This is a genomic window from Bradyrhizobium sp. PRIMUS42 (assembly GCF_023006515.1).
Taxonomy (GTDB): domain Bacteria; phylum Pseudomonadota; class Alphaproteobacteria; order Rhizobiales; family Xanthobacteraceae; genus Bradyrhizobium.
In genome coordinates this window covers 1-11,964 of sequence record NZ_JALBGZ010000112.1, presented here as the reverse complement: position 1 = coordinate 11,964, position 11,964 = coordinate 1, and the positions used below count along the sequence as shown (strand labels likewise).

13 protein-coding genes are annotated in these 11,964 nt (G+C 61.0%); 5 read left to right on the top strand and 8 right to left on the bottom strand.

What is annotated here, in order from left to right; genetic code table 11:
* From MOV75_RS11930 to MOV75_RS11895, 8 genes are all read right to left on the bottom strand, one after another.
* Positions 1-820 (bottom strand): type IV secretion system protein (locus MOV75_RS11930; protein WP_247005788.1); only part of this gene is annotated, 820 nt, incomplete at its 3' end.
* An 11-nt stretch (positions 821-831) separates the two neighbouring features.
* Positions 832-1,077, bottom strand: a complete 246-nt coding sequence (locus MOV75_RS11925; RefSeq protein ID WP_247005786.1) for an EexN family lipoprotein — start codon at positions 1,075-1,077, stop codon at positions 832-834.
* Positions 1,074-1,796, bottom strand: a complete 723-nt coding sequence (locus MOV75_RS11920; protein ID WP_247005784.1) for a type IV secretion system protein — start codon at positions 1,794-1,796, stop codon at positions 1,074-1,076. Before MOV75_RS11920 ends, MOV75_RS11925 begins: the two co-directional genes overlap by 4 nt.
* Complete coding sequence (locus MOV75_RS11915; protein WP_247005781.1) at positions 1,793-4,159, bottom strand: VirB4 family type IV secretion/conjugal transfer ATPase; 2,367 nt, start codon at positions 4,157-4,159, stop codon at positions 1,793-1,795. The genes MOV75_RS11920 and MOV75_RS11915 overlap by 4 nt, the downstream gene beginning before the upstream one ends.
* On the bottom strand, positions 4,152-4,490 hold the full coding sequence (locus tag MOV75_RS11910) for a type IV secretion system protein VirB3 (RefSeq protein WP_247005779.1): 339 nt from the start codon (positions 4,488-4,490) through the stop codon (positions 4,152-4,154). Before MOV75_RS11910 ends, MOV75_RS11915 begins: the two co-directional genes overlap by 8 nt.
* Complete coding sequence (locus MOV75_RS11905) at positions 4,490-4,786, bottom strand: TrbC/VirB2 family protein (protein ID WP_247005778.1); 297 nt, start codon at positions 4,784-4,786, stop codon at positions 4,490-4,492. Before MOV75_RS11905 ends, MOV75_RS11910 begins: the two co-directional genes overlap by 1 nt.
* Before the next feature lie 75 nt (positions 4,787-4,861).
* A complete protein-coding gene (locus MOV75_RS11900) occupies positions 4,862-5,428 on the bottom strand; it encodes a type IV secretion protein (protein WP_247005776.1) in 567 nt (188 codons plus the stop codon).
* A 42-nt stretch (positions 5,429-5,470) separates the two neighbouring features.
* Positions 5,471-6,106 carry an acyl-homoserine-lactone synthase gene (locus MOV75_RS11895; protein ID WP_247005774.1) on the bottom strand — a complete coding sequence of 212 codons (636 nt, stop codon included), beginning with the start codon at positions 6,104-6,106 and terminating at the stop codon, positions 5,471-5,473.
* Positions 6,107-6,528: 422 nt separating this feature from the next.
* Here MOV75_RS11895 and MOV75_RS11890 point away from each other — a divergent pair, with 422 nt between their 5' ends.
* The 5 genes from MOV75_RS11890 to MOV75_RS11870 all read left to right on the top strand — a co-directional run bounded on the left by MOV75_RS11890 (position 6,529) and on the right by MOV75_RS11870 (position 11,875).
* Positions 6,529-7,260, top strand: a complete 732-nt coding sequence (locus MOV75_RS11890) for an autoinducer binding domain-containing protein (protein WP_247005772.1) — start codon at positions 6,529-6,531, stop codon at positions 7,258-7,260.
* A 459-nt stretch (positions 7,261-7,719) separates the two neighbouring features.
* Complete coding sequence (locus MOV75_RS11885; RefSeq protein ID WP_247005770.1) at positions 7,720-9,210, top strand: replicative DNA helicase; 1,491 nt, start codon at positions 7,720-7,722, stop codon at positions 9,208-9,210.
* Between the two features lie 448 nt (positions 9,211-9,658).
* On the top strand, positions 9,659-9,835 hold the full coding sequence (locus tag MOV75_RS11880) for a hypothetical protein (RefSeq protein WP_247005768.1): 177 nt from the start codon (positions 9,659-9,661) through the stop codon (positions 9,833-9,835).
* Between the two features lie 204 nt (positions 9,836-10,039).
* Positions 10,040-11,017 carry a DUF3991 and toprim domain-containing protein gene (locus MOV75_RS11875; protein ID WP_247005766.1) on the top strand — a complete coding sequence of 326 codons (978 nt, stop codon included), beginning with the start codon at positions 10,040-10,042 and terminating at the stop codon, positions 11,015-11,017.
* 252 nt (positions 11,018-11,269) lie between these two features.
* Positions 11,270-11,875, top strand: coding sequence for a DUF1419 domain-containing protein (locus MOV75_RS11870; RefSeq protein WP_247005764.1), 606 nt, complete (start codon positions 11,270-11,272; stop codon positions 11,873-11,875).
* Positions 11,876-11,964: the final 89 nt, after the last annotated feature.

Sequence of the window (11,964 nt, the reverse complement as noted above, 5' to 3'; positions counted from 1 at the left end):
CGAGCGACGCACCGCCCCCGGCGAGGCCGCCTGCGATGACCGGCAGTTGAAGCGAGATGTAACCGGACAGGCCGAGCACCGCGCTGATCGCGACCGCGGCCACCACCATCTCGCCCGCCGTGCCGGCGTTTGCCGCAAACCTGTCGATGAAGCCGGTGACGGTTGTTAACATCAACCCGACCAGAGCGACCACCAGCACCAGCAGGATCACGAAATTCGCGACCTGCCGAAGCCAGGCTTCCGTAAACGGGCGCGTAGCCTCAAACAATCCAAGTGCAATGAAGAGCGGCCCGAGTGCGATCACGACACCCAGACCAACCTTGGCGTAGAGCAGGATGGCAAACTGCAAGAAGGAGCCAACCGCCACAAAGACCAAGAGAATGGCGGCAATCAGCGCAGGCGCAATGTTGGTCAGACCGGCTTGTTCGTAAATCCGGTTGGCGACGTCGATTCCTTTGGAGAGAAGCTGATCGAAAGGAGTTCCGGAGTTGGTATTCAGTCCAGAGCCCGCCAAGGCGTTGCCGATCTCCTTCGGCAAGGAATCAAAGAACAGACCGGTGACGTATTGCTGGAACGTACTCGAGTTGGTCGCTAGCAGCACCACGACCACGATCCGCATCGCCCGCCAGGCAAACTCCATAATTGGCTCAGAGATTGCGCCCCGCATTACCGCGAAACCGTACAGGATGACATAGAGCATCACGGCCGTGCGGAGGGGGCCATCAATGTAGGAGGCAAGATTAGACACCGAGGTCGACACGAATGCCGTGATCGGCTGTTCGAACTCTTTCAGGAAACTATCAAAGACGTTTACGGCCATCGCGGCGATCCTTACTTCAGCGCGTCTTTCATCTCTTGGATGGTGATCTTGTTGCGCGCTTCATTGGCGTTGATGCAGTTCGGCGTCTTTCCCAATTCTCCGGGATTGTCGCGGCAAGCCTTGATGGCCACCGCGAGCTCGTCCCGATGGTCGAGAAACCAGCCGACGGTTTTCGTCTGCTCGGCCCTATCAGCCTCGTTGCAGCCCGTTAGGGTAGCGACGACAGCGATTACCAGAATGCATGCCTTCATCGTCATTTTAGGGCCGCCTTCATTTCATCGACCAATTGGCGCTGCTTCTCGTGCTCGCGTTGTCCGTCCATGTCCGTGCGGGCCTGCTGAATCATTGCAAGGGCCTGCATCCGCAGCACATCGTTCTGCAGCAGTGCCTGTTCGGCTTGCAGCCGCGCGGACAGATCGAGAGTTTCCTTGACGTCGGTCGCCGAGCTGATACGCGTTCTCAAGTCTTCCAGCGCATCGATACGCTGCGAGGCCGTGTCGTAGACTGCCTGGCCCATGGTGTGCTTGGCGCCGGTCTGCCGCGCGATCCGGTCGAGCTCGCTCTGATAATACGAATTGCCACTGTTGCCGGCATAGGCGCGGTTCTGCGAAAGATAATGGTTCATCGCATCGGCGAAGTTGCCCCCACCCTGCCCCGCGACGAGACGTTCGATGTCGGAGAACTGTTGGGGTAGAACTTTCCGGAACTGCGGCGTGTTCAAGAGCGCGCCAATGTCGTTGGCGTTGGTGCGCTTGTTGAAGCTGTCATAGAGCTGCTTGGCCTGGTTCAATTGATCCTGCGCCACCCGGAGCTGGGAGGTCAGGGTGTCGACCTGCTTCTTCAGCTCCGTCAGTTGCTCGAATTGCCGCGCATAGACGCTAGGATCGAACACAATCTCCGCCTCCGCAGGTGATGCCATCACGAAGGTCAGGACGGAGATGGACGTGAGAACCATCGGGATACGCAGAACCGTCATCGGATTGTCCTCCGTTCGGCGTGAAATACTGGCAGCCATTGGGCCGGATCATCGCCGACCTCGGCCCGAACGCGGTCGAGCAGCTCGATGGTTTCCGTCCGTCCGGACAACACGGCGAGCGCATCGCCGAAACCGCCGAGATCGAGTTCTGCCACCACCGAATTGTGGCCTTGCTTGACAAGGAACCGACGGCTTTCGGGCGCGAGCTCCTCCTTGATCAGGCGGAATTCCGTGTCGGTCAGATGGAAGCCGTCGACATAGTCCGAGCGAGTCCCCCGCGCATTCGGCAGAAAGATTTGCGTCGGGCACTGCTCGACAATGGTGTGTGCGATCGGGGAGGCCAGCGCGTCGCGCGGCGACTGCGTGCCGAAAACCATGACGCCGTTCTGCTTGCGGATGGTTTTCAGCTTGTTGTTGGCGAGATCCCGAAATGCCTCGTCGCCAAGCGCCTTCCAGAACTCGTCGATGTCGATGATCAGGCGCCGGCCGTCGATCAGGCGTTCGACGCGGTGGAACAAATACATCATGAGCGGCGTGCGCACTGTCGGGTGATCGAGCAGATCGGTCATGTCGAAGCCGATAAACCGGGCGTCGAGGCCGATCGCATCCTGCTCGCCATCCAGCACCCAGCCGAAAGGAGCACCCCGGCACCATCGCTCCAATCGGGCGCCAATTCCTTCGCGATCCTGTTGGCCCAGAAAAGCCCGCAGCGCACCGAACGAGCGCTCCGCCTGCCGCAGGTGACCAAGGGCTCGCAACCCGGAATCGATCCGTTCCTCCTCCGATACGGTCAGCGCGCGGTCTTCTGGCGTAACGAGCTTCCGGATAAGAGTGCCCAGGAAGGAAAGATTGGCTGGCGTCAGCTCAAGCGCCTTGAGCGGCGCGCAGCCGGTCGCAATGCCGTTGTGGAGCGTCAGATAGGTGCCTCCGGCGGCACGGACGAAAATCTCGGCGCCTCGGTCCTTGTCGAAGAAGACGTAAGTGGCGCCGAGCCGCTCGGCCTGCGACAGCAGGAAGTTCTGTACAACGGTCTTGCCAGACCCCGAGGGTCCACAGATGAAGGTGTTACCGAGATCGCCGTGATGGAACGAGAAGTAGAACGGCGAGCCGGACGCGGTCTTGAGCATCGCAACCGCCGGTCCCCAATGGTTGCCGGCAGGCTTTCCGGTGGGATAGGTGTGGAACGGAGAAAGTGCCGCGAAATTGCGCGAGCTGATCGCGCCAGTTCGTGCCCGATACTTGAACAGTCCCGGGAGCTGGGCCCAATAGGCCGCTTCAAGGCCGAGATCCTCGCGCGCAACCACGGCGCCCGCGTCGGCCAAAGCGCGCCGCGCTACGCTCATGTGATCCTGCAACTGCGAAGGCGTCTCGGCGTAGATCAGCAGCGACAGATGATGGTCTCCGAGCGCGAACCGGTTGGATTCGAGATCATCGAGTGCGTCGGAGAGCTCATCGACCTGCGAGGCCGCTGGATCCTGAGCCGAGACCAGCTGATTCTGCTTGCGCGTCAGGACAGTCTTGGCGTCGGCTTTCGACAAGAACGCGAAGGATTGCGTGAGGATGACCTCGAGAGGTACGGAAAGCAGCGCGTTCAACAGGCCAGGCCTTGTGGACGCCGGATATTCCTTGAGTCCAAACATGCCAGCGAACCGCGACCCACCCGCGCTGCGAATTTCGATGGCCTCACGGCCGAAGATGACGCGGTTTGTATAGAGCGCGGGGCCTATTGGCCCTTGCGGCAATGGCATTGGCATCCACTCGCCGGAGGCGAGGCCGTGGAGCAACTTCATCGGCTCTGAGAATACGATGCCATCACGCTCACTCAATCCGAGAGCATGGGCGCCGTAGCGCTCCAATGCCGCGACCATATCGCGGGCGGCATCGTTGAGCCGCTTGATGGCGTCGCCGTCGACCTCGAGGGAAGCCGCAGCACTCCGGCCAAGCCGCTTGAAGAACGCGGCCGCCGCGTCGGCGGGGGCGCGACCGGGATGCCAAACCAGCGTCAGATAGAGATCGTTGCGAAACAGCGCTGCCTTGCGGAGCCGGTCGCGATATTGCGCGTCGAGCGCCTCGGCAAATGTCGATCGGAACGCACCGTCCGGATAGTCCGATGTCCGGCGTCGCACCAGATGGGTCCAGAGCGCCAGCCGCGGGTCCGCAACATTGCGCAGGGTGAGGTTCAGCTTGGCGTGCAGGTCGTTCAGATCCGCCGTCTCGGCGGTCTCGAACGAGGTGCCGTCGAGCCGGATCACCGTCAGCAGGGCCCGCGTCGTGAGACTGATCACCGTATTGGTGACATGCCGGCCGAACGGCAGGTAGACATCGGGCCCGATCTCCCGGGTTTTGAGCGCTGCGTTACGCATAACCAAGATCCCGTGTTCGATATCGCCGGACGAGCTTGAGCGGCGTGCAGGACGATCCGCCCCAGAACGACGCGTTGCGCGTGCGTCCGCGGGTTTCGATCCAGGCGAGCAGGATCCGGAACATGTTGGGGTCGTGCCGGCAGATGATGCGGCAAAGACCATGGATCGGGATGGCGACCAGACCGTAGATGATGCTCCCAGCCACCAGGAACAGGATGCAGGAAAACATCACGTTGAGCGCCATGGCTTCCATGGTGACGCCGGCAATCATGGCTGGACGCGTGCAGGCGAGGAATAAGGTGTCCTCCGTGAGACGCACGGCCTCATTCATCAACGCCCCCCGGTCAAGGTCGAGACCACCTCAGAGGCGCCGAACGTGATGGCGACGCCGAGCACGACATAGGCGGCCTTGCGCAGGTCGAGATAGCCGAACATCCAGGCGATGCCGACGATGATGACCGCTAGCGTCGCGAGTAGGCGCGCGACATTGCCGGTCAACATGTTGACGATGTTCTGCAACACGCCCTCGATGTTCGCGGTCTGGGCAAGTGCGGGTTCAACCAAGGCGATGCTGAGGACGGCTCCCATGCAAAAGAGTGCAGCGGAGTGTTTAAAAGGAGAAGTCATGACATGGCTCCGATTGGCAGTGCAGCCGGACCAGCCCGGACCACATGTTGAGTTGAGACAAAGCAAAAGAGGTCCTCATCGCTCATAGACGAAGGCTGACGTGCCAAGGCCCGAGCGATAGACGTCCCAGTTCGGACGCTCGTTGATGGAGGGAGCTGGCGTGTTGATTTTCGGGGTGTCGCCGGTGGAAATGTCGGCATCGCCGGGCGGGGTTCGGGGCTCGGGAGTTGTTCGGGGAGTTTTGGCCGCGAAGCTCGAGACAACGCTGGCAATGGCCTGATCGCGGCCTGAGGCGTTCGCGTTTGCTGCTTGCAATCGGGCCTGGAACAATCTGGCGAGGCCGGCGATGTGCTTGCAGGCGTCGAAGGTCGTGGTGACCGTCAGCCTCACCTCTTTCATGTCCGCAGCATCAAGCTGAGCGAGACCGGTGCGGACCGGCTGGCCTGTGGCTATGGCCTCAGTCGCGAGCTCGATCGCTTCGTCACGGTCGCTTGCCTGAATCGGAACCGGTCTGCGCGCCTGAATCGTGATCAGCAGCGGTTCGAACGAGCTCGCCTGGCGCACAATCGCCGTCAGCGGCCGGACCAGGTCCGGCATCGGCGCGCACTGTTCGACCAGAGCTGCGAATGCAGCTGGATCCATTGTTGATAGCCTTTCGCTGTTGTCAGGACCTGGAGACGGACGCTATGCCGCGAGCGCCGTGCTTGACGGAACATCAATTGCCGGCTTCGAAATCTTGCCGGCTGCACGGATCGCCCTGAGGACGTCATCGGTGACTGGCAGTAGCCCAGCGACGGCTTTGGTGGCTCCGATTTGACGTGGCTCGCCGAGGCGATCGAGTTGCCATCCGGCCCGGCGCAGGATTCGCTCCATGCGCAGGTCAGTGACGGTCGCGATGGCCTGCAGGTCGTGCTGCTGGCCCCATTCAATCATTGCCGCAAACAGCAGGAACGTTGCTTCCCGCAAGCCGTTCTCGGCTGTTGCCGCGACGGTTTTGGTGTCAACGCAAAAGCGCGAGCTCTCCCAGATCCTGGCTGCTTTGGGCGCCGCGTGGCCATCCAGCAACACTGGGAACGTGTCGGCAAGCATGTTGGGCCCCGTAGTGGGCAGCAGGCGAACACAACCGACAACCTCGCGCCGCTCGACCACCAAGAGATAAGTCGGCCTGAAGGCGTCGTACTGATCGGTCTCCAATCCGTCCGCGACAGAGACGTCCCAGTCGAGCCGCTCCTTGAACACGCGCCCGCGCAGACGATGCATTCCCATGGTCAGTTCGGAGTCGTGCAGGAGTGCCGTACGTGTGCGCACAATGACCTTCATTCTTAACCTCTCGCTTACGAATCACAGCTTCGAGATCAAGAAAGCAGGCGCGGTCACGCCGTTGCGCTGTCACTTCTGACAGGACGTCATGGTTCTCTTGGGGGCGCGTACCGCATTCGCAGGCGTGGTCATCCGCGCAAACTTTGGAAACTGTATAAGTTTGTGGCGCCCAGATCTGACAGCGCAGGGAATGGAATTCCTTAACCTCAAGAAATGGAGAAAAGAGCTGCTTTGTGTGACCACAGTCAGAGGTTGTTTCTCCTCCGTCGTATCCTCGCATTGATGCTGTAGTTCTGACAGAGCGATATCGAATTGTTCGTGCCGCAAAGCTGCCGCAAGGCCGCAATACACGCCCCACACGCAACGCGCGAATGTTGCGCGGTTGTCGCTTTTGGGAACCAGAATAGTTCTAAAGGGGTGCGATGAAAGAAGCCAAAAGAGCATGCGATGAATTTGTCGATTGTCTTCACTCTGCCCATACGGAAGATGATTTTCGACGCATCGCGGAACGAACAGCGCATGCATTGGGTTTCCGCTGGTTCGCTTATTTTGGCCACCGCGCAAATGGCCCCAAGCTGATCTCATCCTATCCGAAGAGTTGGACCAGCCACTATTTTCGGGAGGGATACGACAAAATCGATCCCGTTCTTCAGGAACCGCGAAACACAGGCCGGATGTTCGTGTGGGATGGACGTGAGGCGCGAAGCGCAAAGTCGGCGAAGGAACGCCGTCTGTTTGACGATGCGCTCAGCTTCAAGATCAGGACCGGCCTGACGGTTCGCATTCCCGCAAGCCAAAACCAGTTCGCGGCGTTCACGCTGGCGGTGGACGACCGCAGCCTTGGACTCGATCGCTTCGTCGAGAGCTCGGGAGACATGTTGGAAAGGTTGGGACTCACCTATCATGCGCATGTCAACGCCGCCAGAATAGAACGCACGCCCGTAGACAGTCAGCAGGAAAGTCCCCTGACCCAGCGCGAGCGGCAGTGTCTAGAGTGGATCTCTGATGGCAAGACGATGCAGGATATTGCGCAGCTTCTAGGAGTTTCGTCGCGTGTGGTGAAGTATCATCTGGACAATGCCAGGCGAAATCTTGCTGCACTCACCCTTCCCCACGCTGTGGCCCTCGCGTTTCGCCAGGGATTGCTCCCATAATGCCTAGAACTGCCGTCTGGGTCGGCAAGCATGGCTCAAGATCGGTGATCAACCAATGTGAGCGTGCCGAGAAGTGCAGCGGCCTCATCAAATGAGTTCGGCGCGCATCATTTGCGGTTATTCAGCTAAAAACGGATCGCTGCTCGCAGTTCATCGTACCCACGTTGTCGCAGAATCTTCGAGCAGGAAATCGGGCGTCGCCCTGCGGGCCGGGCTGTTGGCTGCGCGGAAGCCCCGCAAGCGGGTCTTCCCCCTTGCGGGCTGCCATCCCTGACGCAAGAGGTGCGTCGCCCAATAGCCGCAAAGGTCGGCCGAGCCCAGAAGCGTGCAAATCGATTGGTTTTACCTTCATTGGCGCTACACTTCCTCCCGGGAGGCGATTCGTCGCCCATCCCGTGCATGTTCACTTGTTCTTCCTGGAGTTTGCATTTCAACATCGGCGCCGGCGGACGGTCAGACGTGTCAGAAGCAGCATTCAAACTGAAACCGTTGGAAGCTCCACTCTATCGCGAGCCGCCGCACAATATTGAAGCTGAACAAGCGCTGCTCGGCGCCATGCTGCTCAACAACGACGCCTTTCACCGCGTCGCCGATTTCCTGAAGGCCAAACATTTCTTTGAACCGTTGCACGCTGGCATCTTTGAGGTGATCAGCGAACTGATCCGCTCGAACAAACTTGCCAATCCGATCACGCTTAAGACTTGCTTTCCCGCCACTATCGACATCGCTGGAACATCGATCGGGCAGTATCTCGCGCGCCTGGCCGCGGAAGCGACGACGATCGTCAACGCCGTCGATTACGGCCGGACTATCTACGATCTTGCGGTACGACGCGAGTTGATCAGGATAGCCGAGGACATGCTCAATGGCGCATTTGAGGCGCCCATCGATTGCCCCCCAGCAGATCAGATCCAGCAAGCCGAGCAGCTTCTGTACGAAATCGCCGAAACGGGGCGCTATGGCGGTGGCTTCGAGACGTTCGAGACAGCGCTGGACAACGCCATCGACAGGGCCGCGCAAGCTTACAAGTCCGATGGCAAGCTCTCGGGGCTTGCTACTGGCCTCAAGGATATTGATGCCAAAATGGGCGGTCTTCAACCAACGGACCTCATCATCATCGCCGGCCGACCAGGCATGGGGAAGACGTCCCTCGCCACCAATATAGCATTCAATGTCGCAAGTGCCCACGACGCGACACGACAGGTCGTTAGCTCGCTGACGCCCATCGTAGGTGGTATCGTCGCCTTCTTCTCACTGGAAATGTCGTCGGAACAGCTTGCCACCCGCGTGCTCTCCGAACAGGCCGAAGTGCCGTCCTCCAACATCAGGCGTGGCGACATTGGCGAGACCGATTTCGGCAGGCTCCTCGACTACCGCCAGAAAATGCGCCGCCTGCCGCTCTTCATCGACCAAACCGGCGCGCTCTCCATCGCCCAGCTCGCGGCCCGCGCGCGCCGTCTGAAACGACAGCGAGGCCTGCACCTTATTGTCGTCGATTATATTCAGCTCATGCAGGGCAGATCCCAGCGCGCGGCACAGAATCGCGTGCAGGAGATCACTGAAATCACGACCGGATTGAAAGCGCTGGCCAAGGAGCTCAACGTCCCGGTCGTTGCGCTGTCCCAGCTCTCGCGCGGGGTCGAAAATCGCGACGAAAAGCGGCCGCAACTCTCGGATTTGCGCGAGTCAGGCTCGATCGAACAAGACGCCGACGTCGTCATGTTCGTCTATCGCGAAGAGTATTATCTCAAGCACAAAGAGCCCAAGCCGGGCACCGAAGAGCACCTCACGTGGGAATCTGACATGAGAGACGCCGCTGGCAAAGCGGAGGTCATTATCGCGAAGCAGCGGCACGGTCCGACGGGCACGGTGGCTATGACATTTCAAGGCGAATTCACCCGCTTCTTCGATCTGGCAGAACGCAGCCACCTGCCACACCAATCCACGTAAGTACCGCCTCTCGCTGATCAATCACGGCCTTGCGTCGGGGATCTCGGCGAAAGATCAGTTGACCGCTAATAAGCCAGCTCTGCGGTCACCGCGCTGCCGACGAATCTGCGCTTGTCACCTCACCTGGGCCAGCTCGCACGCGTCGACCACCACCGCTGTCGCCTGTTCAACTAAACGGCTGCACTTGTTCTCGGTGTTGATCACGACGGCAAAGGCCCTCGGATGAACGATGTGCTCTTTCGCACACCATGCTTCCGGTGAGGGTCCACCCCGCTCTCGAATGGGCTTTCCTTGGTTCAGGTACGGCCTTCCACGATCAACCCGCAAGGGGTTCGCTACGCAAGCGTGCGACCTCTTCGGCTTCGCCTGCGCGGTGACCGCAGCCGCACCCGAACACGTCGGCGCCTGTCGAGCGGGGATGGTCCCCGCCGCAAGATGGGAGCCTTCAATGTCGCACAATCTCACTCTCGCTCAGAACCACGCCTTCGACCTGGCCCGCACGTTGATGGTGCCAGTCGTCCTTTTCCAGGCTGATACCGAATTCGGCGTGATGGTCTCCAGCGAGTACGACGGCGATGAGGATGCCATTGTTCACGAATACGACCCCTGGTGCCCGGCTCATTGAGCCGGGTGACCGGCTGCCGCTGGCGCCATGCCGGCTGCAAGGGAGGCTTCGCCGCGCCCGATGATGCGGCGACTGACGGTTGGTCAGCGCGCCCTTGCATTCGGCAGGCTTCGCGGCCGGCCGGGAATGTTCCGTAAGGCTAGGAGCAAGAGAGACCAACAGTAGAAGGGGTCGGAATCGCCTGCGCGAGTCCGGTGCAGACAAATGGACAAGAGAGAAATCGAAGAGCTGCGCCAAAAGGTCGGCTGCGCGGCCCTGCTGGAGAAAGACGGCTGGAAGGTCGACGTCAAGGAAAGCACCCGACGCGCGATCAAGTATCGCCGTGACAGCAATATCATCATCGTCATCCACGAAGGCCGCGGCTGGTTCGACCCGTTGTCGCCGGCGAAAGGGGACGTATTTTCGCTCGCTGAACATCTTGGCGCTGATGGTTTCGTCGAAGCGTGTGACCGTGTTGCAGATATGGTTGGTTTCCTTCCGAAAGCACCAGCGTGGCGGCGGCCGGCAAGGCTGAAGGAGCTTGGATCTATTGCTGAGCGGTGGGGAAATCGCCTCAAGCCGCGTTCGGGCTCGCGCGCCTGGCGCTATCTCACCGATGAACGCGGGCTGCCGGCCGACATCGTGACGCAGGCGGTCGCCTGCGATCGTTTGCGTGAGGGGCCAAAGGGCAGCATGTGGGCGGCACATTGCAATTCTGCTGGAGTCCTCACTGGCTGGGAGGAGCGTGGGCCGGCATGGCGCGGCTTCGCCAGTGACGGTGCCAAGGATCTGTTTCGCTTCGGATCGGTCAGGTCCGAGCGGATTTGCATCACGGAGGCGGCGATCGATGCCATGAGCCTCGCCGCGATCGAGGTCCATCGCTCCGACACCCTTTATGTCAGCACCGGAGGCGGCTGGTCGCCGGCGACCGAGGAAGCCATCCGCAGCTTGGCCCAGCGCGCCAACGCCCGGCTTGTGGCAGCAACCGACAACAATCGACAGGGTGACGTCTACGCCGATCGCGTTCGTGCCATCGCCGCGGACGCGAGCGCGCAGTATGCGCGATTGCGACCGTGCGCCGGCGACTGGAATGAGGATCTGACGGGGTTGACGAAGAGAGGAGAACAGCTGAGCAAGGTCGATGCCGGAGGCCCGCCCGACTCGCGGATCGCGCGGGTGCGCGGCGTCAAGGCTCGCGCATGATCGCAATTGAGGCTCTGCCCGTGAGCGATGGGATGGGGATGTCCCAAACAAGGAGGGAGAAAAGAAGGAAGGGGTAAACCGCTGCCGCATGCCGGCCGGCGCGTCAAGGGTGAGCTTTGCCCGCGTTCCGCGGCCCTTGACCCGCCGGACCGGCGAGGCGGCTGCCGAGGAGGTGTGATGAAGGACTGAAGTGACGAAGAGGTCAGGAGGATCTCTCGCGCTTCGGTCCGGCCAGGCCAAGAGGAGCCGCCGATGCACACCTCACTCACCATTCGCAAGGTCTTCGAAGGCGTCGCGACGCGCCACGAGATGCACCGTATGTTCAACCGCCATCGCGGCAATCCGGCCATGGCCAAGGGCGGGGCAGGGCACCTCTTCGCCGGCGAGTGGTTCGAGATCGCTGAGTCCGAGCATGATTGCATGTTCGAGATCCTGCCGCCGCTATGGATGCGCGCCGACATGTTTGCGATGCGCGAATTCATGACGGCAAGCGTGACAAGCGTTTTCCTGGCACTGTCGATTGACGGGCAGATGCGCTGGTTCCACGGCTACTGCGACCTGTCGGACAGAGCGTCGCCGGAGCGGATGAAGGCCGCCATCATCGAGCGCGAGTCTCGTCCTGTCCGGGCGATGACGCGCGAAGAGCGGCTCGAGCACATCTGGTCGAGCACTCATGACGACTACCGCGGCTACGCCGGCGAGCGCTGGCCCGCGGCCGTGCGCGGCTGCCGCACCGTGCTCGTCTATGTCAGCCAGTATGGCACCGCGCTGAAGCTGCTGGACGACCTCACCGAAATGGAGATCGCGGCAAAACTGCCGGTGCAGCTCCGCCACCTGCCGGAAGCGGTCGCAGCCTAGCCTGACCCCCACCCTCCTCGGCTCTGCCCGGCGCCTGCGCCGGGCTTCGCATTTCCGCACCCGGCCTCCCATCGGCTCTCCCGTCAATC